This is a genomic window from Lichenifustis flavocetrariae (genome assembly GCF_026130545.1).
Taxonomy (GTDB): domain Bacteria; phylum Pseudomonadota; class Alphaproteobacteria; order Rhizobiales; family Beijerinckiaceae; genus Lichenihabitans; species Lichenihabitans flavocetrariae.
The window spans coordinates 21,010-46,650 of record NZ_JAMOIM010000039.1; the positions used below are offsets into that span (position 1 = coordinate 21,010).

Genomic DNA, 25,641 nt, shown 5'->3' on the forward strand with positions numbered 1-25,641 from the left:
ACTGGGCAAGCGTGAGTTTCGGCCCCAGATCGCGGAGATGACAAGCTTCACCACGATGACGCGCGAAGCCGCGCTCGAACGGCTTGCGGCCGTCATCCCGCACGTCGGCCGGGCCTACGCGTCCGGCCGCAACACCGATGTCGGACCGGACCGGGAACCGACCACGACCGCCCTGTCGCCCTTCCTTCGGCGCCGGCTGCTGCTGGAGGAGGAAGTCGTGTCGGCTGCCCTGGACGAGCACGGCCCGGAGGCCGCCGGCAAGTTCATCGAGGAGGTCTTCTGGCGCTCATACTTCAAAGGCCACCTCGAAACGCGACCCGCGATCTGGACGCGTTACGCTGCCCTGGTCGCCGAGGGGAAGGACCGGATCGCCTCGCAATCCGGTCTGCGCCGGGTCTACGAGAGCGGCGTGGCCGGGAGCACCGGGATCGACGGATTCGACGACTGGGCACGCGAACTGTCGGAGACCGGGTGGTTGCACAATCACGCCCGGATGTGGTTCGCCTCCATCTGGATCTTCACCCTGCGACTGCCGTGGGCGCTCGGCGCTGATTTCTTCCTTCGCCACCTCGTCGACGGCGATCCGGCCAGCAACACCCTGTCCTGGCGATGGGTCGCCGGATTGCACACGCGTGGCAAGGTCTACGCCGCCCGCGCGGACAACATCCGGCGGTACACCGACGGCCGCTTTTCGCCCCAGGGATTGAACGAGTCGCCGGAGGCGATCGAGGAAGGCGATCCCCCGGAGTTGAAGCCGCTGCCCAGGCCAGATCCGATTCCGAACGGTGAGATCGCGCTCTTGCTGCACCTCGATGACCTGTATCCGGAGAGCCTGCCCCTCGGCGAGGCCAAGGTCGTGCGGATCGGTTGCCTCCTTGCCCACCCGCCCGATGCCGTGGTGCACGTCCGTCGCGCCGACGAGCAAGCGATGGCTGACGCCCTGGAGCGCGCGAAGGCGTATTTCGGCTGCGATGCCGGGCCGGCCACGGAGGGGTGGGCCGGCGACCTGCCGATCGTCACGCCGTGGGCGCCCGTGGGCCCGTCCGCGTCGGCCCTCCCGTCCGATAGTTCGCGGATAAGGCGCCGTTGGGACGATCTCACCTGGCCGCGAGCCACCAGGGGGTACTTCCAGGTCAAGACGGCCATCCCGTCGATCTTGCGGGATCGCTTGGTTCGCTGACCTGAGCGGCTTCCCTCCGTGCGGAGAAAGACGCTCAGGTCCCGCCATCCTCGATGGTTCGGTACCACTCGGCATAGGGCGTCGTGCGGGCCATGTGGCGGTTCAGGTCGGGGGCGCCGTCGTCCCACCAGACCGGGCCACGTTCGCCCAGGGCGATCTTGGCATCGTCGACGGCGGCGGCCGCCAAGGCGTCTCGATCACCGCTTCGTCGAGCAACACCGACCGCTCGCCTGGCCCGCATCAGTTCGGCGGTGAGCTTGGCGCGTTCAACGTCTGGTAGCGCCGGATTCGTGCAACGCCACAGCCTGCCCCGGACTACGAAATACCTGCCGTCCGGAGTGACCGGGTATTGCTCAGGCACGCAGCGGCTCATTCGGTGAGATCGCGTGCCGCAGTCGCGGCGCGAGGGTAAGCGTCACGAATCAGAACTTCCGGATGGATGCGCTCACCACGCCCCAGACCTCGAAGTCCGATCCTTCTTTGATTTCGATGTTCTTGAACAAGCGGTTTTCGGCCTGGAGCCAAACCCGTCCGCCCTTCGTCCTGTACCGCTTGATCGTGAACTCGCCGTCGAGCAGCGCAAGCACGATGGAGCCTTCCGCCGGCGCCCGGGACCGGTCCACCACGGCGATGTCACCGGGGAAGAGCCCGACGCCCGTCATGCTTTCGCCCGCGATCCGCACCGCGAACGTTGCGGCCGCGTTCGTGACCAGCAGCTCGTTGAAATCGAGCGGCCGGTCCAGGTGGTCGTCGGCCGGCGATGGGAAGCCACACTCGGCCTGCGACGCCATGAGGGGCACTGTCGCCGCCGTGCGGGACTCGACGTCCAGGAAAATGTTGATGTCGCCGGCGCGCAGCGTCCGCTCTGCAAGGCGCTTGGCCAGCGACGCAACTGGCAGCGGCAATCTCACGACTTTGGTTGCCTCGCCGGGAGGCCTTCCCATTCTCGCCATCGCTGCCATGCTTTCCTGACTTCCTGTTACGGAAACTCTGGCAGCTCAAGTTGGGTCCGGCAAGCGATAACGTTCGCAGCGACCCTGACGGCGGGGAGGCGTCCCTACGGCCCTATGTGGGGAGAGCGGGCCGCCTCCCCGCCGTCAGATCGATCGATTGCTCCGGGGCGGGTCGCTTCCCGGACGGTCAGCCGCCGTATTCGCTTTCAGGTGGACGACCAGCGCATCGATGAAGACCCGGACCTTGGCCGAGAGGCTGCGATGGCTCGGGTAGAGCGCGTGGACATCGACCGACTCCGGTTCAAGCGTGGGAAGCACCCGGACCAATTCACTCCTGGCGACGGCGGGGGCGGCGAGGAAATCCGGAAGGCGCGCGATGCCGCCACCACCGACCAGCACGACGAGCATGGCGGCGGGTTCAGGCACGACCATGACAGGCTGGAACTCGACGGCCGCCTCCTTGCCCTCGCCGGTGTGGAAACACCACCTCGTTGCCTTGTCGGCCCGGTCCAGGAGGTCGTGGCCGCTCAGGTCGTCCACCGAAGCGGGGACGCCCCGGGCCGCCAGGTAGGCCGGGCTCGCGCAGGTCCACAGCTGCATCGTGGCTAGGCGGCGGGAGATCAGTCCGGATTCGGCGAGTGTGCCGATCCGCACGACGAGATCGACATCCTCGGCCAGCACGTCGATCGTGCGGTTGTCGATGCTGAGCACGACGCGGACGTCGGGATACCGCGCGCGGAAGCCGGGCAGCATCGGCGCCAGCAGCCCCACGGCGAAGGTGAATGGCGCGTTGACCCGCAGCGTGCCACGCGGCTTGCCCGCGAAGCTGCCGAGGGCGTTCCCTGCCTCGTCGACGTCGTTCAGGATGCGGAGGGCGTGGGGATGCAGGAGGGCGCCGGCGTCGGTCAGTCGAAGGTGCCGGGTCGATCGCTCGACCAGGACCGCGCCCACCGCCGCTTCCAGCCTCGCCAGCGACCGACTGATCGACGACTTCGGCGCATCGAGGGCGCGCGCCGCCGCCGACACGCTTCGCAGCTCGACGATGCGGACGAAGGCGCGGAGGTCGACGAGATCCATCATTCGTCCATCGTTCCAGACGTGGAACGCGCTGTCCAATCGGAGGTGGCTATTCTCCGCATGGGAACGACCTATCTCCTCGGCATGCCGAATTACCGTGCCGCCGTGTCGGCTCGAAAGGAAAACTGATGACCATTCTGCTGGCGGGGGCGACGGGCGCCCTCGGAGGTCGGATAGCGCGAGAGTTGCGCCTTCGCCATGTCGACGTGAAGGCGATCGTCCGGCGAGGCACGACGCCCAACAAGATCGCGCGATTGGAGGCCCTGGGCGTGACCGTCGTGGAACTCGATCCCGACGACGGTTCGCAGGTGACGGCGGCCTGTCGCGGCGCGTCCTGCGTGGTCTCGGCCCTGAACGGCCTGCGTCCCGTGATCATCGACACTCAGGAGGTGTTGCTCCAGTCGGCGGTCGCCGCCGGCGTGCCACGCTTCATCCCCTCGGACTTCTCCCTCGACTTCACGAAGACGCCACCTGGCAGCAACCGCAACCTCGACCTTCGCCGCGACTTCCACAAGCTGCTCGACGCGGCGCCGATCAAGGGCACCTCCATTCTGAACGGTGGCTTCATGGAGCTGCTGGCGGGCCAGGCGCCGTTCCTCCTCTTCAAGCCCAAACGCGTGCTCTACTTCGGGGACGTCGACCAGCGGCTCGACTTCACGACCATGGACGACGTCGCCGCCTTCACGGCCGAGGCGGCACTCGATCCCACGACGCCGAGGGTCCTCCGCATCGCCGGTGACCAGGTCAGCGCGCGTGACTTGGCCGCTATCGCCGGCAAGGTCACGGGCAAGCCGTTTAAGACGTTGCGCGCCGGGAACCTTGGAGCGCTCGCTGCGGTGATACGGATTCTGCGGGCAGTCGCGCCGGGCCGGCGGTCGGTTTTCCCGCCGTGGCAGGGCATGCAGTACATGCACAACATGTTCACCGGACAAGGGAAGCTCGCACCCCTCGACAACGGTCGCTATCCGGGGCTGCGCTGGACGTCGGTCGCTGAGGTGCTTGCCACTCGCTGAGCGGGAACGCCGCTTGAACGATTGGTCCGTGTCACCGGCGCCTCCTCCCCTTTAGGCTATCCCCACGCCTCGCGGCCCCTTCGACTGGCTGACCTGACCGGAGGGCGGCTTCGCCTCGATCGCCTGCCGCAACGGCGTCGGCCGAGCTTCTTCCCCTGCATCCCGCATTCCTCGCGAGGCAAGAAGCCCGCCTTTGCCGTCCTCCGCTGACGCTGCGGTCCGAACGGATGCGGCGTCGATCGCCCCCGGTACCTGGATCGCCATCGAGGCCGCGATGGACGCGGGCTCGATCGAAACGGGAGATCGACATGACGACCATCGGGACCTTCAAGGCCAACGGCAACGAGTTCACCGGCGAGATCGCCACCCTCGGGTTCCAGGCGAAGCAGGTCCGCATCGTCCCGGCGAGCCGCCCAGGCTCGGACAGCGCGTCCAGCCACCGGGTTTACCTCGGCCCATCCGAGTCGGGGCCGCGTGGTCCAAGAAGTCGAGCGAAGGCAAGCCGTACCTATCGTTGCTCCTCGACGCACCGACGCTCATCGCGCCGTTCTACGCCAACCTGCTTCCCGGGGAGAACGGAGCCGAGCACGTCCTCGTCTGGTCGCGCGGCAGCCGGCGAAAGGCAGACTGACATCGCAGGCGCCGCTGCCCACAAGGCCGGGGCGCCGAATGTCGGCCAGTGCGCTGCCGGGATGGTAAGCTCGTTCCATGCGAGTCGGTGCCTTCCAGCGATTTTCGATCTTCGACGATCCCGGCCGGGCGATCGAGGGGATCGCGCGCGATTGCTCGCTCGCTGACGAGAGGGGGGTCGATCTTGCGCTCTTCCCCGAAGCCTACCTACAAGGGCACGCCTACGATGAGGGCCTGATCGAGCGACGTGCCGTGACCCTCGATGGCCCCGTGGTGGGAGGTATGCTCCGACGTTTGTCGGGCGTCAAAGCCGTCGTGATCGTCGGCCTGTTCGAGCGGCGCGGATCGCATATCCTCAATAGCGCCGTCGTGATCGAGGGCGGTCGCATCGTCGGCGTCTATGCCAAGGCCTTTCCCATTGAGGACGGGTGCGTGCCTGGAACGGACTTCCCGGTCTGGACGCGTTCCAATTGGACATTCGGCATCAACATCTGCAACGACCTGAACCACCCTTGCGCCGCCGAACGGCTCACGACCCAGGGTGCACGACTGATCCGCGCCCCGATCAACATGACCCTCCGCGCGAAGAAGGCGGACCGGTGGCGTGTCCCCACCCTGGACAACCTCAAAGACACCGCGCGGCGATCACGGTGCTGGCTCATCGCGGCCGACGTGGCCGGTCCCGGGTTGGACGGTTGGTTCAGCTATGGCTGCACGGCCATCATCTCGCCGGACGGGACTGTCGTGGGCCGTTCCGCCGAGCTGGTCGAGGACATGGTCATCTTCGACCTGCCCTGAGACCATCAGGCCCGGTAGCACCGCCCCGGACCCGGCCGCCCTGGAATGACGGACCATTTCGAAGAAGCGGTCCTGTTCCGGATCGTCGGCAAGCGCGTTGAGCACGAAGTCCGTTTCGTTAAGCATGGCCTTCCGGCCGGCATGGCCGCTCCGCTCGACCCAGAAGCTCGGAAAATCCTGGGTCGGACGGCAGGAATTTGAGACACTCACGGCGAACTGGTTCAGCCACGCGTAGCCCTGCATCAGGGACGGGATAGTGTGGGCGTGGTTCCTTTGCCGGTGCGCATCGTCGGCCACGCAGGAATGAAGGACCAATTCGACCTGACCGGCATAGGCGGACCACAGCTCGGGGAACGCCCAATCGAGGCAGATCAGGAAGCCGCAGCGAACCCCGTCGATCTCGACAACGAGTTGCCGGTCCCCAGGGCGGAAGGCGCGAAGATCGTTCGCGGAACAGCGGCGCTTGTCATAGCGGCCGGCGATCCGGCCGTCCCTGTCGACGACCGTCAGCGCGTTCGTCGGCCGAATGTCGGGGCCGCCACGATGGACGGATCCCAACACCACCCAGATCCGATCCTGACGGGCTTGCTCGCGCACGGCGTCCCAGGCCCGCTCAAGCGCGACCCAGTCGAAGCGGGACCAATCGGGCCAGTTCGCCGGCCCGTAGCCCGACAGCGCGCATTCCGGGAAGTGCGCGACGTCGGCCCCTGCGGCAGCGGCTCGGCGGATGAGATCCAGCACGTGGCCCAGGTTCCGGTCGATGGCGTGCAGGACCGGCAACTGGCAGGTCGCCACCGTCAGGCGGGACGGGGCAGCGGTGCCGGACGGGGGAACGTCCCACGTGTAGCCACCCGTCCATTTCGCCATAAGCGTTCCTCCGATTGGCGTCAGGCTGACGTCCTGAAACGACTCTCGCCATCGTTGCGAAGATCCTTCAGGAGCAGCATCGACAGCGACGCGAACCCTTCCGAGTCGAAGAAAGCCAAGGCGCCGACGTTCGCGGCCCAACTGTCCAGCACGATCCGTTGCATCCCCGCCCCGTGCGCGGACGCCTCGGCGCACCGGAGCAGCGTCGAGGCGACGCCATGGCGGCGGAGGTCGGCGGCGACCACGATGTGATGGACGTAGACGCGCCGGCGAACCGGGCTGAACGGCGTGCCGGCCTTCTCCTGTTTCTCGAACCAGACGTATCCGCCGGGCCGGCCCAGCGACTCCGCCAGCCAGATCCCATGATTCGCCTTCTCCAGCCGGCCAGCGAAGAAGGCCCTGACTTCTCCTTCGTCGACATCCGACCTGAAATGCTCGGGTTCGAGGCTCGCGTGAAGCGCCTGGACCTCACGGTTCAAGATCAGGATGGAATCGAGGTCCGTCGCGGTCGCCTGACGGACATGGATGTTCACGACACATCTCCTGGGTTCGAGCGGAACGGTCCGGCGTCTTGGCGGTCATCACCGGTAGCCTATGGCGCCACGATGCGCTCGCCTGCCGCCACGCGAAAGCCTTGAGCTTCGCGGCAACGTTCGCAGGGTACGCACGGCTTAAACCCCGAAGCGGCAAGGAAGTGAGCCTTTTCCCGCGTGAGTGCTTGGGCCTGCCGGCATGCTTCCCCAAAGGCTGCGGGATGCCGGGCCCGTCGATGTTCGGCCCAGGCGACCTCAATGCCGTCGACGGCGCCGTGAGCCAGCAAGGCTGCATGGTCGCGTGCGTGCTTGGCCGGAACGACCTCGTCCAGCCCGAGGTCGAGCAGCAGCCCCTTGAGGCGCGCGACAAGATCGGCGGGAGAAACGACGTAAAGGCCGTCCCGCAACGATTCGAGAGGCCGGCTCCGTCGCAACTGCCCACCGATGGCCCCGAAGATGTCGACGCGCAGCCTGGTCTCAGGCTCGACCAGTTGCAACAGCATGCGGCCGGGCTTCGCGTCCAGGTGCACGTGGCTGACCAACAGTCCGGCGGCGAGGCAGCTGGGAAGGGCGCCGGCTCCAGCCACGATGAGGTCGAGGTCGTTGAGCGGACGCGGCATGTGCGAGATCGAGGCGAGATGCGCCGCCACCGCGACTCCGCCCGTGATCGCGAAATCGCGCAGCCCGTTGCCTTGCATCATATCCAGGGTGGCTTGGACGCGAGCGGCATCGGACGAAGACAGCCCCATCCCGCTCACAGGCCGAACAGCTTCGCGGCAGCCTTTGCGACGGCGTCGTGGACCGCGCCACGGTCGACGCCGGGCGCGTCGCGACAAAGCTCCGGCGCGTCCAAGCGACCGGTGTCTGTCGCCTCAGGCAGGAAGATCAGGTGGCCCGCCCGAGCGTCGACGATGTCGAGCGACGAGGAACGCAGCCCCTCGCCCAACCAGACTGCGCCGACCTCGACCGGCGCGTCATCATCGGCCCCGCCCGTCATCATGTGGATCGGCGCCGTGATCTGCCCGAGGCTCGCGTCCGTGAACGCCCGCACGGGAGGCGCTGGCGCCAGCAACAGACCGGCTCGGATGCGACGGTCGAGGTAGGGGTCGGATTGACGCTCCCAGGACGACCGGAACACCGCGCTGCCTGCCATAAGTTCGGGAATGCGATCGCCAACCGCAGGGAACGCCCGGGGACCCTGTGGGGAGCCGGCCTTTCCGATCCAGGCCTGGAAACACGCCATGTCGGTGAGGCCGCCGAGGATCGACAAGGCAGTGTGACCTCCGAGAGAGAAGCCAGCGACAAAAATGCGTCCCGCATCGACGTGCGGCGCGAAAGCCTCGTCCTCCACGACGTGGTCCAGGAGGACCGAAAGGTCCCGCGCCCGTTCCCACCAGCACAGGAAGCCTGCCGGTCTGAAGGGTTCGACCAAGGTATTGCCGTGGTGGTTGGGCGCGAGCGCCACGACGCCACGTCGCGCCAGCCGATGTCCCAGCCAATCCATCTGGAGCGCCGATCCGCCGGTCCCATGCGAAATCAGCACCGCGGGCCAGGGTTCACCGGATGCACGAGGCGGTGCCCGCTCGACAACGGCGCCACGGCGGAACCACGCGGCGTCCGCCTCTCGGCTCGCAGGCAACACCGCCGTCGCCTCGTTCTCCACGGGGTACCAGGCCGCCCAGGAAATGGGACGTGGCCCCGCTCCGTCCCAATCGAGCCGCGCGGCATCCCCTATCATGCCGCTCCGAAAGCCGACCCTCATGGCAGATTCGCCCAGTGATCACGCGCATATCTTGCTCGGTGCGATGCCGGAAGTCACGGCGGAGGTAATGCTGCTCCCCGGCACACGGCATGTCTGGATCGTCATGCGGGCGCCCGAAGATGGAGGTGCCCAGGTGCGGAGCGCTGTCATAGAAAGCACTTGATCGGCTTCCGTCGTCAGCGAACCGGACTGCGGGCTTTCGGCCATCGCCTATCAGGAAATCGGACAGGACCCTTGTTCGACTTCGAAGACGTCTTCTGGCCAGCATGACGGCCGCGAACCCGGAGAGCAAGATGGAGTGGCACGACCGCAAGGATGCAATCCTCCGCCGAACAGCCCAGCATCCTGTCCTAAGACTTGGCGAGGGCGACGAGGCCGAAGTCTACGCGCTCGATCAGGACCGCATCATCCGGTTCTTCAAGCGTCACGTCGATCCGACCTACATCGCCAAACGTGGCGCCTTCTACGCCGGTCTCGACGCCTCTACCGTAGCATTCGCGATTCCTTCGATCATCGAACACGGCATTGATGGCGATGTCTGCTACTCGATCGAGCGGAGAATCCCGGGATCGAGTTTGGTCGACCTGCTGGCTCGACTGAAGGGCGAAGCGCGCGAGGATGCGCTCACAGCCTACGCCGGAGCCGTGACGGCTATCCGCCGGATCGGATACAATGGGCATGTCGGGTACGGCGAGGTCATGGCCGACCCACCAATCCGGAGCGACACCTGGAAGACCTGCGTCCTGACGAAGGCCGAAACCTGCCTCAGGGAAAGTCGAATCCGACTTCGTGACGGCATCGTCGAGCCAGAGCGCGCGTTGAGGATCCTGGAGCGTATGCTTGCTTACCATGGACCCGTGGAGCGCCACTTGGTTCACGGTGACTTCTACTCCGCGAACGTCATCGTTGAGGCTGAAGGCACGGTCACGGGGGTAATCGACTTCGGTCCCCTGACGCTCGTCGGCGATTGGCGCCTCGATGCTGCCAGCGCCCTGCTTTACCTGACCGGCATGGACGGGATCACGGAAGAGGACAAGAAGGTGGTCCACTCTTGTCTGACGGCCATCGGGCTTCGTGAGCAGGACGTGGCGCTCTATCGCTTGTTTTACGCCTTCTTGTTCCTGGACACGAAAAAGGCGGCCCTCCTCGATTGGTGCAGGGGTACGATCGAGACCGCCTGCTCAGCCTAGGCGGCTTCATTCGAAGGCGAATGTGCGACTGTCGAACCAAAGTGACGGACCGCTGGCATGAGCCCTGACCGACGCCGATCTATCGAGGTCGTAGAATACGATCCAGCTTGGCCAATCCTGTTCGAGGAGGTCCATGCGCGGCTGGAGCAACTGCTGTCGGGCTTGGTCGCCGAGATCCATCACATCGGCAGCACTGCCGTACCTGGTCTTAGCGCCAAGCCGAAGATCGATGTCGACATCCTCCTTCGGCGGCCTGCCGATATCCCGGAGGCCATCGAGAGGATGCAGGCAACGCGGGACTACACGTTCCATGGCGACAGGCATCAGGATGACATGTGGGTGTTCACCACCGGCCGAGGTTCGTACGGCCAGCGGCTTTACCTATGCGCGCCCGAGCATCCGACCCATCTGCGCCGGATCCTCTTTCGCGACTACTTGCGCCGCTATCCAGAGGCCGCTGCGACCTACGCTGCCTTGAAACACAGGCTGCACTTGAGGCCATCGATGACTGGAATCACTACACGGGAAGCAAGGGACCGTTCGTCGCCGAAATCGTGCGGCGAGCGATGATCGAGGGCTCCCTTGCGGTCGGCCTTCCGGCTCGCTCCCCATCCGAACCCGTTTAAAGACCGACTGTAAACGTGGAATTGCATGTTCTCCAGCACGCCTCGTCCAGCGCGCCGGCAGCAGACCGCCAGCCTCTTACGCGTCCAGCCTGCGCACCGAAGGTAGCAGGAGCCCATCCAAGAGGGCCGCACGCCATGCCGACGCTCCGGGTACTCCGTCTCGCGAAAATGGCCCGTGTCAAATCGGTGTCATTGTCGCCCTGATCGGTCTGTTCGGCTTCTTCTTCCTGCAACTGCCTCATTGAGTGAACGGGCTCACTCGCCAATCGCAGGAAGTCGACCCTGCCCACCCGACTACGCTCGGCGACCGGCCGTCATCATCGGGCAACTGTAAGTCGGGCAGCTTGGTCGATCTTGACGTCGAGGGATCCACGCTGTTCCTTGACGATGGATGGAGGCGCGATGAAGCTCGACGATGTCGCAAGGGCATGGGAGGCGAACGCCGAGACATGGACGCGTCATGCCCGGCGTGGGCTCGACGTCTATCGCGACGCGCTGAACACGCCCACCTTCTTGGCCTTGCTGCCGCCCGTCGACGGTCTCGTCGGCCTCGACATCGGCTGCGGCGAGGGTTCCAACACCCGGCAGCTCGCCCGGCGCGGCGCCTGCATGCGTGCCGTCGACATCGCACCGACCTTCATCCGCCACGCGCAAGAGACTGAAGCCGCCGATCCGCTCGGCATCACGTTCACGCTCGGCGATGGTCTATCGCTGCCGTTCAAGGACGGCGGCTTCGACTTCGCCACGGCCTTCATGTCGCTGATGGACATGCCGGACCCTGGTCAAGCTCTGCGGGAAGCGGCACGTGTTCTGCGCCCCGGCGGCTTCCTCCAGTTCTCCATTCTGCACCCCTGCTTCATGCCGCCCCACCGCAAGGTGTTGCGGGACGACGAGGGAAGGGTGCGCGGCGTCGAACTCGGAGGATATTTCGACCGCATCGACGGCCGGGAGGATACTTGGTGGTTCTCCACCTTGCCCAAGGCTGAACGGGATGAGGTTGAACCCTTCCGGACGCCGCGCTTCCACCGCACATTGTCCGAGTGGATCGCCATGATCGTCGGGACCGGCTTGGTGATCGAAGCGATGGGCGAACCCCGGGCCGACCCCGAGCTGGCCCGGACCGTGCCGATCGTGGCCGACACGGCGGTCGTGCCCCTGTTCCTGCACGTGCGGGCGCGCAAGCCACCAGCATCGCTCTGACGAGCCTCGACCACGTCCTACTCGCCATGCCGCCGGGACGGGAGGCCGAGGCCCGCACCTTCTACGCCGGCCTGCTCGGCTTGGCCGAAGTTGCCAAGCCTCTCAACCTCGCGGCCCGGGGAGGCTGCTGGTTCGTCGGCGGCGCCGCGAAGCTTCACCTCGGCGTCGACTGCGACTTCGTCCCGGCGCGGAAGGCTCATCCCGCCCTGCTGATCCCGAACCTTGCGGAACTGGTGAGCCGGCTCGAAGCGGCCGGGTACCTTTGCCGGGCAGACGAGCCGCTCGACGGCTACGACCGGCGCTACGTGGACGACCCGTTCGGGAACCGGATCGAGCTGATGCAGGTCGCGGCGCGCGCCTCGGGCGCGGCGGCAGATTCGACCGACGACGTGGTGACGATCAAGGCGGGTGAGTTGCGCCTCCTGGATGCAGGCACACGGGCTTCGGCCCAGGAGGTGGCAACCCTGCTGCACGACGACTTCGTCGAGTTCGGCAGCTCCGGCCGGGTCTTCGATAAGCCGGCGACGGTATCGAGCCTTGCGGCCGAAGAGAGCAGCGTCGGGACGATCGTGCGAGAGGCCGGGGATTTCACGTTCCGACGCCTCGGCCCCGATGCGGTGCTGGTGACCTATCGGGTTTCTAGACATAGGCCGGACGCGGCCGACAAGAAAAGTCTTCGCAGTTCGCTCTGGATCCGGGCGGAAGCCGGGTGGCGCCTGCTGTTCCATCAAGGAACAACCAGCGCCGAGCGGTCCATTGAGGAATCATGATGGCCAGGATCGTGATCATCGGCAACGCGGGTGGCGGCAAGTCGACCCTCGCTCGCAGGCTCGGGGCCGAGCGTGGGATACTACACGTGGAGGTCGATCGGTTCCTCTGGCATGACGGCTGGGTCCCCACGCCGACCGGTGTCTACGACCGGCTGCACGACGACGTCATCCAGCAAGACGCTTGGGTTGTGGACGGCCTCGGCCGCCAGGCGTCGATCCCACGCCGTCTGGCCCGTGCGACGGAGGTCATCCTGGTCGACATGCCGCTCTGGATGCACTTTTGGCTCGCCGCCGAGCGACAGATCGCTTGGGCCAATGGAACGCTCGAACATGCGCCCGGCGGCATCACGCAGGCGCCCCCGACCGAAGCGCTTTTCCGAACCATCTGGGAGGTGGATCGGGATTGGATGCCCGGCATCAGGACGCTTTGCACCGACATCGAGAGGAAAGGCACGGCCGTGCAGCGCATCGGAAGCGTCGAGGATCTGGATCGGTTCGCAAAGACGATAGGCGCACGCGCATGACCCGCACGGCGACTCTGCTGCGATGATCCAAGACCCGCCCCCTTCGATCCTCCCCGACACGGGCATTGCGACCCTGCTTGCCAGGCGGATCGACGTCCATCATCTCAGTCGTGGCATGGTGGTCGGCGTGACCGACGTCGCCGGCCACCGCTTCATCGCGCAAGGGCACTCCGACGCGTCGATGACCAACCCCGTCGACGCCAGCACGCTGTTCGAGATCGGCTCGATCACCAAGGTGTTCACCGCGCTCGTCCTCGCCGACATGGCCGACAAGGGCGAAGTGCGCCTGGACGAGCCGGTGCAAGACCTGCTGCCGAACGGCGTTCGCGTCCCGGCGCGCAACGGCCGGCCCATCACGCTGCTCGATCTTGCCAGCCATCGTTCAGGCCTGCCGCGCATGCCGGCGAACTTCGGGTTGGCTGAATGGACCGATCCCGAACGACCCTACACGCCCGACCTGCTCTACGCTTTCCTCGCGGATCACGAACTCGCGCGAACGCCGGGCGACGTGAATGTTTATTCGAACCTAGGTTATGGCCTCCTGGGTCACGCGCTTTCCCGCCGAGCCGACATCCCGTACGAAGCGCTGGTCCGTTCCCGGTTCCTCGACCCGCTGGCGATGCACCGGACCGTGATCGAGGTGCCGCAACATCTCGCGTCCGCGGTCGCCACGGGTCACGATGATGCGCTCGACGCCGTGCCTGCCTGGCGCTTCGGCGCGATGGAAGGGGCCGGCGCATTCCGGTCGAGCGCCGCCGACATGCTGCTGTTCGTCGACGCCCTGCGGACCCCCTCCACGTCCCCGCTGGCGACCGCCATCGCGACCCTGAAAACACCGCTGAAGGAGGGCGGCCTGGGCTACCGGACGGACCATCCGGACGGGAGCCTGCTGCTCTCGCATACCGGCGGCACCGGCGGGTTCCGGTCGTACCTGGGTTGCCTGCCGGCGTGGGACCGTGGCGTCATCGTGCTCAGCAACGCCTTGACGGAGATCACGGCCGATCTCGGGCTCCACATCCTCGATCCCCGCTTTCGGCTGATGTGGCACCGCACGGCGGTTCCGGTCGATCCCGCGCAATTCCTCCGACTGACCGGACGATACCGCCTGACGCCGACCCAGATCTTCGACGTGACCGCCGACGATCAAGGGCTTCTGGTCAAGCTGGGCGAGCAGAATACCTGTCGTGTGTTCCCGATCGTGTGTTCCCGACCTCCAACTGGAGCTTCTTCTACAAATGCGTGGGCGCGCAGCTGACGTTCGAGCCTGGCGAAGACGGCCGCGCCGCCAGTCTGATCCTGCACCAGAACAGCCATGATCAGATCGCCGAGCGGATCGCGTGAGCGACTGGGTCGCGCCCATGGGCCTCTCCATCCACCAATCTGCATCCCCGTCCGGCGATACCGTCTACTGGCCCGAACGCCTTCCGCCGCGCGGAGGCAGGGTTTGCTTGCACGGCAGTGACGGCGGGTTTTCGGGGTGGAACGACGTGAGCTGCTTGTTGCTGGCCGCCAACTTGCTGGCCGCCAACGGTTTCGTGGCGCTGGCGCACAGCTACAACCGGCCACGCCAGTCCGGCCGGGCGCCCGGCATCGATAGCGCGCTTCTCGACGGCACCGAAGCCGCGCTCGCCTTCCTGAAGCAGGAGCTTGCCGGCCATCGGTGCGGTGTCGGGTTGTTCGGCTACTCCAGGGGCGCGGAGCATGCACTACTCGCTGCGCAGCTCATGGCAGAAGATGGCAGCGACGCCACCCCAAGCGCCGTGGCAGTTCACTCGCCGCAGGATGCCATCTGGCCGGCCTTCATCCTGTCGGACTTCGAGACCGGCAGGGACTGGGATGGCGACCGGCATCTCCCCGCGTGGACATGGCGCGGCAACGCCGACCGTACGATGCCCGGAACGCTTTGGCGAGGCACCACGTCCCTATCCCGTACTGATCACGCAGGGAACCGAGGACGAGGTCTGGAATGCTGATTACGCCCGCCAGCTGGCCGACCGCATGGCTGCGGCTGGAACGCAAGTGGAAGCGCATTTCTTCGGCGGCGAGATTCACGCCTTTCGTCCAGACGCGCGCAATCGGGAATGGCAACTCACCGTCGATTTCTTCAGCCGGCATCTGGCTCCTCGATTGATCGGCATGCGTCCGGCTCTCGAAAACGACAAGCCTTATCTCGTCTGGCTGGAAGAGGCCTGCATGCGGGAGTACGCGGTCGCCCTGTGGGGCGAGTGGCCGCCGGAACTCGGCGTGCGCACCACAGTCGCGGGATGCCGCATCATCATGGTCGACGGCAAAACCGCAGGCTGCGTCACCACGGAGGCGCTCGTCGATCATTTATGGCTCGACGAGCTGTTCATCGCGCCGACGTTTCAGCGGCTGGGTGTCGGTTCGCATATCCTAAAGCAGGTCGTCAGCGAGGCTAAGCGCGTTTCCCTCCCGCTCAGACTGAGCGTGCTGACCACCAATCCAGCCATCGCCTTCTACCTCCGGCACGGCTTACGCGTCCGCGAGCGGACGGCAGAGAGAATTTATCTCACCTCCGAGCTGCCGGTTCGACGACCGACGTCCCGGTGACCTGCCCGGCCGCCGTTTCGCCGGCACGGCCGGCGGACGAGGCTCAAAGGGGACGACGTCAGCTCGGTCGCTGAAGTGGAACAGGCTCCCGTCCATTGATGCTGGCAACGGCTAGGTGTCCTGCCTCATTGCAGATTGGTGTGGCGGCGCCACATGGCGGCCTGCGCGTCCGGCCCCGATCCAAGACGAAGTGCCAAGGCGTCGAACATCACGAGGCAGGCCTGCTCGAACACCGAGCCGCCGAACTGGACGGACGCGTCCATCGGCACGGTCAGGAGCAAATCCGAAGTCCGAGCCAACAGGCTTTCCGGCTTGTGCGTGACGACGACCAAGGTCGCGCCTTCGGCCTCGGCGGTGGTGGCGAAGGAGGTGCTCACCGGCGTCTTGCCGGACCCGCAAACAAGCACCAGCGTATCGCCTTGCCGGATGGCTGGTGCCGTGACCTCACCTACGACATGCACCGGCGTAGCCGGCGTGCATGAGTCGCACCGCCGCCATCTGCGCGATCAGACCGGACCTGCCCTGGCCTGAGAAGAACAGACGGCCGTCTTTGGCCTCAAAGGCTTTGGCCAAGTGCTCGAACTGCGAAGGATCGACCTGCGCCAACAAGGCGCTCAGTTCCCTCTCAACCACCGCCCAGGGTGCAGCCATGGTTTCTTCGCGCATCGCCCGCTGACCTTTTCTATCGCGCGAAAGACTTGCAGACTCGGCATCCTGTGTCACCGGCTTGCCAGGAGAAACAATGAGCTTCGGTCGCATCGCAGTCCTGGCGGACATTCACGGCAATCTGCCGGCCCTGGAGGCCGTCTTGGCTGAAGTTGATGCCGCCCGGGTCGACGTCGTGGTCCTGAACGGCGACCTCGCGGATGGCCCGTTCCCGACCGGGACGCTCGAACGGCTTGAGGCGCTCGGGGATCGCGCGATCTGGCTGCGCGGCAACGGCGACCGGTGGCTGGCCGAGGCGCGAGCGGGCCGCTACCACCATGCCGACGTGGCCACCGATGCGATGATTCAGTGGGCGGCACGAGCGATCTCGGAGGCACAAGCGGAACGCCTCGGTGCATTGCCGCTCTCCTGCACGTTTGCCGTTGCCGGATTGGGAACGGTCGGGATATGCCACGCGACGGGCCGCAACGACGACGAAATGTTCCTCGTGGACAGCAGCCTCGACCATGCGTTGGCGGCCTTCGCCGCATTGGAGGGCGACACGGTCGTCCTCGGTCATTGCCACATGCCCTTCGACCGCCTCTTTAACCGACGCCGCTTCATCAACGCAGGATCGGTCGGGATGCCTTACGGACACATGGGTGCGTCCTGGCTCCTGCTCGGTGCCGAGGTCGTCCTGAAACGGACGCCCTACGACGTGGAGCGCGCCATTGAGCGCATGCTCGTGAGCGGCATGCCTGGCGTGGAGGATTTCGTCGAAAGCTACGTGAAGGCGACTCCGAGCGATGCGGAGGCGCTGACAGACTACCGCGAGATCTTGCAGCGCCAGCAGCAGGCGCAGGACTTCGGTTGAAACTCCACCGTCGTGAGCCCGGTCAAGGTGCCGGATTGAAGGCTGCTGCCATCTCCCGGACACGGTAGGTCACCTGCCAGCCGCCGCCACCTTCAGCATCATGGGCGAGGAACATTCCAGGTACGGTGCCTGAACATTCAAGCCGATGCCTTGCGGGCTGCGAAGGCCATGTGAACTCCGACGGCGGCGAACACGACCAGACCGCCGGCGATGGTACCGCTGCCGAGCGTCTCGGCGAAGACCAGCCACACCCACAGGGGCGCGAGCGGCGCATCGAGGGCGCCGATGAGCGCGGTCTCGACCGGGGGCAGAAGGCGGGCTCCCAAAGTGAACAGTGCCAGGCCGGCTGCCGAGTTGACGAGGCCGAACGACACCAGGAGCAACAGGTCGGTGCCGCCGATCGCCAGAGGGTGTCCGAGCGGCCAGCACGCCAGTCCGCTCAACAAGGCCGACAGGGCCGCCGCCGCGAGGGCCGAAACGCCGCCGAAGCGGCGCGCCAGCACCATCATGCCGGCCACGGCGACCGTCATCCCGAGCGCGAGGGCGTCACCGAATACTCCGCAACGGCCACCTCGAACCCGGCATGCAGGTGGTCACCAAGCCGCTCGCGATGGAAACGCCGGCGCGACGGATCAAGGGGATGATCACCGAGTGGTGAGCCGTCGCATAGGGGCGATCCTAAGTGACCTCGGAGCCTAGGCAGTCCGAGTAGGCTTCGCACGACTGCCTTCCGCCGCCTTTTGGAGCACGCGGGACAGGTCCTCGATCGAATAGGGCTTGTGCAGCAGTTCAAAGCCGTGGCTGCCGTCCTGGGCCAGGACCTGACTGTACCCCGACGTTAGCACGACCGGCAAGTCCGGGTGCAAGCGCCTTACTTTCTGGCCAAGCTCGATCCCGTTCATGCCCGGCATCATCACGTCGGAGAACATGATGTCGAATGCGTCTGCGGTCAGTTCCAGCACGGAGAGGGCTTGCGCGGCGTCGCACGCAAGCGTCGTTCGGTACCCGAGTTCCTGGAGGGCCTGGACCGAGAACGCGCCGACATCCGCGTTGTCCTCCACCAGCAACACGGACGTGCCATGGCCGGCGACCAGAGGCGCGGGCACCGGTGCCGCATCCGTTTCGACGGCGGGCTCTTTCACGCTCGGAAGATAGAGCGTGAACGTCGTGCCCCGGCCGACCTCGCTCTCCACCGCGACCGACCCACCCGATTGCTTCGCGAACCCGAACACCTGCGAGAGGCCGAGGCCGGTCCCCTGGCCGACCGACTTCGTCGTGAAGAACGGTTCGAAGATCCTCTCCAGGTCGCCCGAGGCGATTCCCGATCCGGTATCGGAGACGGAGACGGCGACGAAGGCACCCCAAACCTCCGGGTGCGCGCGCGCGGCCGGTATGCGCGACGCCGGTTCGACGATGATCGTCAGTCGTCCTTCGCCGTCCATGGCGTCGCGAGCGTTGACGGCGAGGTTGATGAGCGACGTGTCGAATTGACTTGGATCGGCGTTGATGAAGCAGGCCGCATCCGGCAGACGCTTGTCGATCGCGATGCGGGATCCCGTGAGGGGGGCGACCATGTCGGCTACCGTGTGCACGGAATTAAGAACGCCGAACACCTCGGGCTTGAGCGATTGCCGGCGCGCGAAGGCGAGAAGCTGACTGGTCAGCTTGGACGCGCGGGTTGTAGTGTCCGAGATCGCCTCGACGTAACGTCGGCGCCGCTCCTCGGCCAGATCCGGCCGTTTCAGCAGGTCCACCGACGACCGGATCACGGTCAGCAGGTTGTTGAAGTCATGCGCGACGCCACCCGTGAGTTGGCCGATCGCCTCCATCTTCTGGGATTGCCGAAGGCTCTCCTCGACCCGTTCCCGCTCGGCCATCTCATCGCGCAGCGCGCTGTTCGCGGCCGCCAGGGCCTTCGTCCGTTCCACCACCCGCGCTTCCAGCGCCTCCGCGGCGTGGGATTGGGCCCTCAGAAAGACGCGAACCTCGTATTGGCGGATCCGCGACCGTACGGCTGCCGAAACCATGCTCGTCAGGTTCAGCGCCTGCACCGGCCGCTCAAGCAACGAGACATTGCGCAATGTCCGAACCGTCGCCTGGCGCCACGCCAGGAGAGGCGGCCGCGCCTGACGGCTCGTCAGCATCACGAAGGGCAGATCCGACCAGGGCGGTTGTCCCTCGACCCACGCGATCAGGGGCGAGAGATCCTTGCCGACCAGGGCCTCCTCGGCGACGAACACTGCCGCCGCGCCGACCTGGATCCTCGCGACCAAGTCGACCAGATCGCGGCAGATCTCGACGGACATGCCGGCACGGCGAAGGACCTCGGCCGAGGCCGGACCGTCACGGCCGATCGGGGCGAGGATGAGGACGCGACTGGTTGCTTCCTCAAGCGCCGTCAACCGACCCCTCCTTCATCAGCGGCTTGCTGTCCCCCGTGTATCGAGGCGTGCCCGAGAAGATGCCGCTGAAATCGGTGAGGGGCGGCCCGAGGGTCACGCCTTGCGAGGTCAGCTGGAACTCGCGGATGCTGTGTTCGTGGCTGCCGCTCCGCTTCTTGACGACCGAGAGCATTCGCCTCACGTTGCCGGCATATTCGAAGTACCGCACCATCAAAACGGCGTCGCTCAGGTAGCTGATGTCGAGCGGGGTCTCCATGGGCCCGACGAGCCCGTGCTGCGCGAGCACCAGGATCGTCAGCACCCCCCTCTGGCCGAGATAGGTCAGAAGCTCATGCATCTGGAGGATCAGGAATCGACCATCCGGCATGGCGTTCAGGTAGCCGTTGAGGCTGTCGATCACGACGAGCCGGGCGCCGTTGACCTCGACGCTGCGTCGTACCGTGGCGGCGAACTCGCCCGGCGACAGCTCGGCGGGATCAATCTGCTGGTAGCGGATGCGGCCGTTCTCCATGGCCGCCCGCAAGGGAAGCCCGAGGGTTCGGGCTCGGGCTTCCAGGGTTCCCCGCCCTTCATCGAAGGCGAAGAAGGCACAGGTCTCCCCGCGCTCGGCTGCCGCGATCGCGTAGGTCAGCGCGACCGAGGACTTGCCGACGCCGGCAGCTCCGATCAGGAGTGCGTTCGTCCCCCGCTCCAGGCCGCCGCCCAGCATCCTGTCCAGGTCCGCGTTGCCGCTCGGAACGAATCCGGTGTCGAACGAAGCGTGGTGCTCGGCAGCGACGAGGCGGGGATAGATCTCCAGGCCGCCCCGCTTGATGGTGAAATCGTGGTAGCCGCCCCGGAACTGAATGCCCCGCATCTTGACGACGCGGAGCCGCCGACGCTCCGCCCCGTACTCGATCGCGATCTGTTCGAGCAGCACGACGCCATGGGCTATCGAGTGAAGCTGGATGTCGGTTTCATGCGAGGAAAGGTCATCGAGGACGATCAGGGTGCATGACCGGCTCGAAATGAAATGTTTCAACGCGAGGACCTGACGCCGGTAACGCAGGTGGCTCTGCGCCAGGAGACGCAATTCCGAAAGGCTGTCGAAGACGACCCGGGACGGGTTCGACGCGTCTATCCTGTCGAAGACCAGCTTCGTCGTTTCGCTGAGTTCTATTTCTGCCGGATGGAACACCGTGAGTTCCTGCTCGGGGTCCAGGGTGACTTCCCTCGGGACCAGCTCGAAAACCTCGATCCCGTCCAGGGACCATCCGTGCCGCTTGGCGACGAGGGTCAGTTCCGCGAGCGTCTCGGACAGGGCGATGTAGAGGACGCGTTCGCCTTGCCGAACGCCTTCGAGGAGGAATTGCAAGGCGATGGTCGTCTTGCCCGAGCCGGGGCTGCCTTCGTAGAGGTACATGCGGTTCGGGTCTAGGCCGCCGCCTAGAATGTCGTTCAGGCCCTCGCTGCCCGTCGAAATGCGCGGTACTTCCTCGTCGGAGTCCTGGTTTGTCTCCGGCTTGTCGATCATGGCCTCATTCCTGTCGCGGGCTTGCCACTCCCAGGTGCAGGGGAATGTGATCGTTGATCACGCCAGCCGTTCTGACCGCGTCAGGACAAGACGTTATGGCGGCAGTGGGTTCGTGTCTACGGGCCAGGATCCGGTGGGTATGTGGCCGATTCGGCAACGGAAGTACCTCGCCAAGACGGCGCGCGACGCGACGTGGCGGTTCGCTGGACGGACGGTCGCCTCTCTTCACCTCCCTCCTGAGCAGGCGCCCGAGCGGCCTCTTCGACTGGCTGACCTGACCGGAGGACGGCTTCGCCTCGATCTCCTGCCGCAACGGTGCCGGCCTGCCTTCATCCCCTGCGGCAGGGCCACATTCCTCGCAAGGCAAGAAGCTTGTCCAGCGACGTCCTCCGCTGGCACTGCGGTCCTGACAGATGCGGCGTCGATCGCCTCCGGCACTTGCATCGCCATCGAGACCGCGATGGACGCGGGCCCAAGCGGAAGCAGGAGATCGACATGAGCGTCATCGGCACCTTCAAGTCCAACGGCAACGATTTCACCGGCGAGATCGCCACCCTCACCATACGGGCAAGGGACGTCCGGATCGTCCCCGCCAAGCGGACCGCGGAAAACGGGCCGAGCCACCAAGTCTACGCCGGTCAAGCCGAGATCGGCGCGGCCTGGAGCAAGAGGTCCAAGGAGGGTCGGAACTACCTGTCGGTTCTCCTCGATGACCCGAGCATGATGGCGCCGTTCTACGCCAGCTTGGTGTCGAACGATGAGGATAAGGACCACAGCCTTCTCTGGTCGCGGGGCACCCGACGCGACCGGGATTGACGGTAGTACGGCGCCTCGTCCAAGGCGGGGCGCCGTCGAGCGATCGCCGGCCAAGTGGAGGCCCGGCACCGAGACCTACTTAATTTGCCCATCGACGCCTTCGGCCGCATCGAAGTCGTGCCGCACTGGGCACGCAAGTCACCGGGACGGACCCTCAGGATCGCCCGACCTTGCTCAGTTGCCCGAGCATCGTCTCCGGTGCGACGCGACTGGCAATCTTCAGGATGTTGCTCGGGCCAGGGCGGATCTCGGTCTTGCCATCCTCGATGGCGGCGATGGATCGCCGGACGAGGACATCGACCGGCATACCCTTCTCGCCCTTCATCCGGTCCTTGAACTCCGTCGAGAAGAGAGGCGTCTCGGTCAGGGGCGGCGCAAGCTCGACCACGGTGACGTTCGTGCCTTCGAGCTGGACCCGCAGACACCGCGTGTAGGCACGCAGCCCCGCCTTGGCCGCCGAGTAGATCGGCGAGATCGGGAACGGCACGAACGCCAGCCCCGACGAGACGTTGACGATCAGCGCGTCCGGCCGGGACAGGAGATGGGGCAGGAACCGCTGCACCATCCGGATCGGGCCGTTGAGGTCGATGTCGATCTCGCGCGTGACGTCGTCGAGCGGACGCTCCTCCGCGAGCTTCACGATCCGCATGATGCCGGCGTTGTTGATGAGCGTATCGAGTTCGGGGAACCGAGCGATCAACGTGTCGTGCAGCGCGTGGATATCTTCTGCTGCGCTCGCGTCGCTCCGGAAGGCCTGAAGCCCGGGGAAGCGCCGCTTCGCGGCCTCAAGCGCCCCATCGTGCCGCCCGGTGACGATCACGACGTTGCTTCGCGCGATCAACTGGCCGGCGAGTTCGAGGCCGATGCCGCTGCTTCCTCCCGTGATCAGAATGGTCCTTGCCGTAAGCTTCATCGTCCCGTTTCCCTAGCCTGTGTACGAAGCAAAGGGTGGGCGCTATGCTCTCCGATGGAAAGAAGGCACTTAATCCTTCCATACGCACCCCGAGGAGACCATCATAATGTCGATCGCCGCGAAGTTCACCGACGAGCAGATCGCGGCCGCAAAGCGGTACGCGGGCATGACCCCGCCGAGCGCGATCGATCCCCGCATCGAGGCGCTCGTCACCGACCTGATCGGCCGGGTAGCCGACAAGTGGACGATGCTGATTTTGGAGGTGCTGGCGGAGAAGGGCACGCTTCGCTTCAGCCGCCTTGCCGAGGCGATCGGCAACATCAGCCAGAAGATGCTGACGCAAACCCTGCGGACGATGCAGCGTGACGGGCTGATCGAGCGAACCGTGTACCCTGTCGTCCCACCGAAGGTGGAGTACAAGCTCACGGAACTCGGCTTCACGCTCGGCGCGGCCTTCTGCGGCGTATGGGTATGGGCGGCCGAAAACCTCGCGCGGGTCGAGCAAGCACGATCGGCTTTCGACCTGGGGGATTAAAACCGGTCGTTTGTGGTCGCCTGCTGCAACAGCGCCGGCCGACCGCTAAAACACCGGGAGGCCCAATCTTCTAGGCTGCGGCCCGAACTTTGGCCATCGCCGCCTTGATGTCGCGCGCCGGCGGCATGCCGAACAGGCGTCCGTACTCGCGCGTGAACTGTGGAACGCTCTCATACCCGACGTCGTAGGCGGCATCGCTAATGCCCGCGCCTTCGGCAAGGAGAAGTCGGCGGGCTTCGATCAGCCGGAGTTGCTTCTGGAACTGCAAGGGCGTCAGCGACGTGGCTGCCCGGAAGTGCACATGGAACGAGGACGGGCTCATCCCGGCAGCCTCGGCGAGATGCTCCACCCGCAATGGCCTCGCGTACTCGGACCGTATGACGGAGACGGCTCTCCCTATCCGATGCGCATGGCTGTCGGCAACGCCGAGGGCCCGGATGGCCCCGCCATGCCGGCCCGACAACAGCCAGAAGTGAAGCTCGCGCACCAGTTGGTCTTGCAGCACGGCCAGGGCATCCGGACGGTCAAGTAGACGCAGGAGGCGCAGCGCCGCGTCCGAGACCTCCGTCTCGGTGGGATCGACCTGGACCGGGGTTCCCATGCCATAGGGGGCGGAGCCCATTTCCATGACCAGCCCCTCGATGACGGAGAGGTCGAGATTGACGACGAGCGAGACGTAGGGTGCGGGGACCGACGCCCGCGTGACCTGGCTGACGGTCGGCACGTCGGCGGCGATCAGCAGGGATTCTCCCGCGCCGAAGTCGAAGGTCTTACCGCCCATGGTCACCCGCTTGCTGCCCTGGAGCACCAGCGCGACCAACGGCTTCGAGATCGCGTAGGTCAGCGCGGTCGGCATGTTCTCCCGAAGGACCGTCAATCCGGCGATGGGCGTGGGTGCCACGCCGCCGCGACAGTGCAGGTCGGCGTGACGGCGAGCGGTTTCGAGCAGCGCGTCTATCATCCGGGCATCATACCCACAGGCATGTGGGAGGCCATCCCATGACGTGTTTTAAGCAAGATCGGTAACGGCTCCACATCAAATTATGTGGCGTCCCCGCTCCGTCGTTGCGCCAAGGATGCAGCGCGGCGCGGAGGATCGAGCAAGAAAGAACGAGCATCAAGCAACACGGAAGTCCCATGTTGTCCGATGGTGAGGTCATCGCAACACGCACACCAGAGGGAACTTCGATGACCACTATCTCGCTCGTCACCGGCGGCAGCCGCGGCCTCGGCCGCAACACCGCCGTCAGCATTGCCCGCCACGGCGGCGACGTCATCCTGACCTATCGCGGCGGCGCAGAGCAGGCGAAGGCCGTCGTCTCGGAGATCGAGGCGCTCGACCGGCGTGCCGTTGCTTTGCCGCTCGACGTGACCGACGTCTCGACCTTCGCGGCCTTCGTCGAAAGTGTCCGCGCGGACTTGACGAAGAACTGGAACCGCGAGAGCTTCGACCACCTCGTCAACAACGCCGGCCAAGGGGAGATGGCGAGCTTCGCGGATACGACCGAGGCGCAATTCGACGCGCTTTTCGACACGCACGTGAAGGGCGTGTTCTTCCTGACCCAGGCGCTTCTGCCCGTCCTGGCGGACGGCGGCCGCATCGTGAACCTCTCCTCCGGGCTGACCCGAGTCTCGTTCCCCGGCTTCTCCGCCTACTCGGCCGCCAAGGGCGCCGTCGAGATCCTGACCCTGTACATGGCCAAGGAATTCGGTAGCCGGGGCATCACGGCCAACACGGTGGCGCCCGGCGCGATCGAGACCGACTTCCTGGGCGGCGCCGTCCGCGACATGCCCGACCTCAACAAGCAGTTCGCCGGGATGACCGCCCTCGGCCGCGTCGGCATGCCCGACGACATCGGTCCGATGATCGCCAGCCTGTTGGGCACGGACAATCGTTGGGTCACGGGTCAGCGCATCGAGGTGTCGGGCGGCCAGGTCATCTGATCGGCTCGAACAGCGCCTCGGAAAGGCGAAGCTGTCTCACCGGTCGAGCGACCGGCTGTGTCCGACCTTCGGACGGCTGCGCGTTCGGCCGTAGAGTCACGCACCCCTTTGGGCGAGCAGCCAACGGCGGACGCTTTCCGTGGGCTTCGGCTGGCGCGGCTTACGGATGGTGATCACGTAGGAGGCGAGTCCGCCGCGCATGGTGGCGGCGAAGGCTTGGACCAGCCACCTCGACCTGAGATCCTCCTCCACCAGGAAGCGGCTTGCCACCGCCAAGCCCTGGCCGGCGGCTGCCGTGTCGATCG

General features: G+C 65.9%; 28 protein-coding genes and 4 pseudogenes. 17 read left to right on the top strand and 15 right to left on the bottom strand.

Features of this window, described 5'->3' with window-relative positions; all coding sequences use genetic code 11:
* The first annotated feature begins 37 nt into the window (after positions 1-37).
* A complete protein-coding gene (locus tag M8523_RS29525) occupies positions 38-1,180 on the top strand; it encodes an FAD-binding domain-containing protein (RefSeq protein WP_282588445.1) in 1,143 nt (380 codons plus the stop codon).
* Between the two features lie 34 nt (positions 1,181-1,214).
* Here M8523_RS29525 and M8523_RS29530 read toward each other — a convergent pair whose 3' ends face one another.
* The 3 genes from M8523_RS29530 to M8523_RS29540 form a co-directional block, all read right to left on the bottom strand.
* On the bottom strand, positions 1,215-1,553 hold the full coding sequence (locus tag M8523_RS29530; RefSeq protein ID WP_428351579.1) for a hypothetical protein: 339 nt from the start codon (positions 1,551-1,553) through the stop codon (positions 1,215-1,217).
* A gap of 49 nt (positions 1,554-1,602) precedes the next feature.
* Positions 1,603-1,971: a LexA family protein gene (locus M8523_RS29535; RefSeq protein WP_282588447.1), complete on the bottom strand. Its 369-nt coding sequence runs from the start codon at positions 1,969-1,971 to the stop codon at positions 1,603-1,605.
* A gap of 306 nt (positions 1,972-2,277) precedes the next feature.
* Positions 2,278-3,213, bottom strand: coding sequence for a LysR family transcriptional regulator (locus tag M8523_RS29540; protein ID WP_282588448.1), 936 nt, complete (start codon positions 3,211-3,213; stop codon positions 2,278-2,280).
* A 125-nt stretch (positions 3,214-3,338) separates the two neighbouring features.
* On the opposite strand from M8523_RS29540, the gene M8523_RS29545 reads away from it, so the two are divergent.
* The 3 genes and pseudogenes from M8523_RS29545 (at position 3,339) to M8523_RS29555 (ending at position 5,651) form a co-directional block, all read left to right on the top strand.
* Positions 3,339-4,223 (top strand): aromatic alcohol reductase, encoded by an 885-nt coding sequence (locus M8523_RS29545; RefSeq protein WP_282588449.1) that lies wholly within the window; start codon positions 3,339-3,341, stop codon positions 4,221-4,223.
* Between the two features lie 308 nt (positions 4,224-4,531).
* A pseudogene (locus M8523_RS29550) lies at positions 4,532-4,854 on the top strand (DUF736 domain-containing protein).
* A 77-nt stretch (positions 4,855-4,931) separates the two neighbouring features.
* On the top strand, positions 4,932-5,651 hold the full coding sequence (locus M8523_RS29555) for a carbon-nitrogen hydrolase family protein (protein WP_282588450.1): 720 nt from the start codon (positions 4,932-4,934) through the stop codon (positions 5,649-5,651).
* 195 nt (positions 5,652-5,846) lie between these two features.
* Here the strand turns inward: M8523_RS29555 and M8523_RS29560 are convergent.
* The 4 genes and pseudogenes from M8523_RS29560 to M8523_RS29575 all read right to left on the bottom strand — a co-directional run.
* Positions 5,847-6,518: pseudogene (locus M8523_RS29560) on the bottom strand (carbon-nitrogen hydrolase family protein); the annotation flags it as partial.
* A 20-nt stretch (positions 6,519-6,538) separates the two neighbouring features.
* A complete protein-coding gene (locus tag M8523_RS29565; RefSeq protein ID WP_282588451.1) occupies positions 6,539-7,051 on the bottom strand; it encodes a GNAT family N-acetyltransferase in 513 nt (170 codons plus the stop codon).
* A gap of 59 nt (positions 7,052-7,110) precedes the next feature.
* Positions 7,111-7,800, bottom strand: coding sequence for a hypothetical protein (locus M8523_RS29570; protein WP_282588452.1), 690 nt, complete (start codon positions 7,798-7,800; stop codon positions 7,111-7,113).
* A 5-nt stretch (positions 7,801-7,805) separates the two neighbouring features.
* Positions 7,806-8,813, bottom strand: a complete 1,008-nt coding sequence (locus M8523_RS29575) for an alpha/beta hydrolase family protein (RefSeq protein ID WP_282588453.1) — start codon at positions 8,811-8,813, stop codon at positions 7,806-7,808.
* A gap of 293 nt (positions 8,814-9,106) precedes the next feature.
* On the opposite strand from M8523_RS29575, the gene M8523_RS29580 reads away from it, so the two are divergent.
* The 9 genes and pseudogenes from M8523_RS29580 (at position 9,107) to M8523_RS29620 (ending at position 15,694) form a co-directional block, all read left to right on the top strand.
* Complete coding sequence (locus M8523_RS29580) at positions 9,107-10,003, top strand: phosphotransferase family protein (RefSeq protein WP_282588454.1); 897 nt, start codon at positions 9,107-9,109, stop codon at positions 10,001-10,003.
* A gap of 57 nt (positions 10,004-10,060) precedes the next feature.
* Complete coding sequence (locus M8523_RS29585; protein WP_345894322.1) at positions 10,061-10,573, top strand: GrpB family protein; 513 nt, start codon at positions 10,061-10,063, stop codon at positions 10,571-10,573.
* Positions 10,574-11,031: 458 nt separating this feature from the next.
* Positions 11,032-11,829, top strand: coding sequence for a class I SAM-dependent methyltransferase (locus M8523_RS29590; protein ID WP_282588455.1), 798 nt, complete (start codon positions 11,032-11,034; stop codon positions 11,827-11,829).
* Between the two features lie 26 nt (positions 11,830-11,855).
* Positions 11,856-12,173 (top strand): annotated as a pseudogene (locus tag M8523_RS29595) (VOC family protein); the annotation flags it as partial.
* Positions 12,168-12,599: a nuclear transport factor 2 family protein gene (locus M8523_RS29600; RefSeq protein ID WP_282588468.1), complete on the top strand. Its 432-nt coding sequence runs from the start codon at positions 12,168-12,170 to the stop codon at positions 12,597-12,599. The pseudogene M8523_RS29595 and the gene M8523_RS29600, both read left to right, overlap by 6 nt.
* Entirely contained in the window at positions 12,596-13,123 is a 528-nt protein-coding gene (locus tag M8523_RS29605) for a P-loop NTPase family protein (protein ID WP_282588456.1), read from the top strand. Before M8523_RS29600 ends, M8523_RS29605 begins: the two co-directional genes overlap by 4 nt.
* Before the next feature lie 22 nt (positions 13,124-13,145).
* Positions 13,146-14,378 (top strand): serine hydrolase domain-containing protein, encoded by a 1,233-nt coding sequence (locus M8523_RS29610; RefSeq protein WP_282588457.1) that lies wholly within the window; start codon positions 13,146-13,148, stop codon positions 14,376-14,378.
* 82 nt (positions 14,379-14,460) lie between these two features.
* Positions 14,461-15,096 carry a hypothetical protein gene (locus M8523_RS29615; protein ID WP_282588458.1) on the top strand — a complete coding sequence of 212 codons (636 nt, stop codon included), beginning with the start codon at positions 14,461-14,463 and terminating at the stop codon, positions 15,094-15,096.
* Entirely contained in the window at positions 15,059-15,694 is a 636-nt protein-coding gene (locus M8523_RS29620; RefSeq protein ID WP_510182674.1) for a GNAT family N-acetyltransferase, read from the top strand. Before M8523_RS29615 ends, M8523_RS29620 begins: the two co-directional genes overlap by 38 nt.
* A gap of 125 nt (positions 15,695-15,819) precedes the next feature.
* On the opposite strand, the gene M8523_RS29625 is transcribed toward M8523_RS29620, so the two are convergent.
* Positions 15,820-16,155, bottom strand: coding sequence for an SIS domain-containing protein (locus M8523_RS29625; RefSeq protein ID WP_282588459.1), 336 nt, complete (start codon positions 16,153-16,155; stop codon positions 15,820-15,822).
* Complete coding sequence (locus M8523_RS29630; protein WP_282588460.1) at positions 16,139-16,453, bottom strand: phosphoheptose isomerase family protein; 315 nt, start codon at positions 16,451-16,453, stop codon at positions 16,139-16,141. Before M8523_RS29630 ends, M8523_RS29625 begins: the two co-directional genes overlap by 17 nt.
* Here M8523_RS29630 and M8523_RS29635 point away from each other — a divergent pair.
* Positions 16,437-17,213 (top strand): metallophosphoesterase family protein, encoded by a 777-nt coding sequence (locus M8523_RS29635; protein WP_282588461.1) that lies wholly within the window; start codon positions 16,437-16,439, stop codon positions 17,211-17,213. The genes M8523_RS29630 and M8523_RS29635 overlap by 17 nt on opposite strands.
* 137 nt (positions 17,214-17,350) lie before the next feature.
* Here M8523_RS29635 and M8523_RS29640 read toward each other — a convergent pair whose 3' ends face one another.
* From M8523_RS29640 to M8523_RS29650, 3 genes are all read right to left on the bottom strand, one after another.
* Positions 17,351-17,743, bottom strand: coding sequence for a DMT family transporter (locus M8523_RS29640; RefSeq protein ID WP_428351587.1), 393 nt, complete (start codon positions 17,741-17,743; stop codon positions 17,351-17,353).
* Positions 17,744-17,908: 165 nt separating this feature from the next.
* Positions 17,909-19,615 carry an ATP-binding protein gene (locus M8523_RS29645; RefSeq protein ID WP_282588462.1) on the bottom strand — a complete coding sequence of 569 codons (1,707 nt, stop codon included), beginning with the start codon at positions 19,613-19,615 and terminating at the stop codon, positions 17,909-17,911.
* Positions 19,602-21,128, bottom strand: a complete 1,527-nt coding sequence (locus tag M8523_RS29650; protein ID WP_282588463.1) for an ATPase domain-containing protein — start codon at positions 21,126-21,128, stop codon at positions 19,602-19,604. The genes M8523_RS29645 and M8523_RS29650 overlap by 14 nt, the downstream gene beginning before the upstream one ends.
* A gap of 495 nt (positions 21,129-21,623) precedes the next feature.
* On the opposite strand from M8523_RS29650, the gene M8523_RS29655 reads away from it, so the two are divergent.
* The gene (locus tag M8523_RS29655; RefSeq protein ID WP_282588464.1) at positions 21,624-21,944 is read left to right on the top strand and encodes a DUF736 domain-containing protein; all 321 of its coding nucleotides are present in this window, start codon (positions 21,624-21,626) and stop codon (positions 21,942-21,944) included.
* A 154-nt stretch (positions 21,945-22,098) separates the two neighbouring features.
* On the opposite strand, the gene M8523_RS29660 is transcribed toward M8523_RS29655, so the two are convergent.
* Entirely contained in the window at positions 22,099-22,857 is a 759-nt protein-coding gene (locus M8523_RS29660) for an SDR family oxidoreductase (RefSeq protein ID WP_282588465.1), read from the bottom strand.
* 166 nt (positions 22,858-23,023) lie between these two features.
* Between M8523_RS29660 and M8523_RS29665 the strand changes: the two genes are divergently transcribed.
* Positions 23,024-23,392: a winged helix-turn-helix transcriptional regulator gene (locus M8523_RS29665; RefSeq protein WP_282588470.1), complete on the top strand. Its 369-nt coding sequence runs from the start codon at positions 23,024-23,026 to the stop codon at positions 23,390-23,392.
* Between the two features lie 70 nt (positions 23,393-23,462).
* On the opposite strand, the gene M8523_RS29670 is transcribed toward M8523_RS29665, so the two are convergent.
* The gene (locus M8523_RS29670) at positions 23,463-24,353 is read right to left on the bottom strand and encodes an AraC family transcriptional regulator (protein ID WP_282588466.1); all 891 of its coding nucleotides are present in this window, start codon (positions 24,351-24,353) and stop codon (positions 23,463-23,465) included.
* 227 nt (positions 24,354-24,580) lie between these two features.
* On the opposite strand from M8523_RS29670, the gene M8523_RS29675 reads away from it, so the two are divergent.
* Positions 24,581-25,336: an SDR family NAD(P)-dependent oxidoreductase gene (locus tag M8523_RS29675; protein WP_282588467.1), complete on the top strand. Its 756-nt coding sequence runs from the start codon at positions 24,581-24,583 to the stop codon at positions 25,334-25,336.
* 96 nt (positions 25,337-25,432) lie between these two features.
* Here the strand turns inward: M8523_RS29675 and M8523_RS29680 are convergent.
* Positions 25,433-25,641: pseudogene (locus M8523_RS29680) on the bottom strand (LysR family transcriptional regulator); the annotation flags it as partial.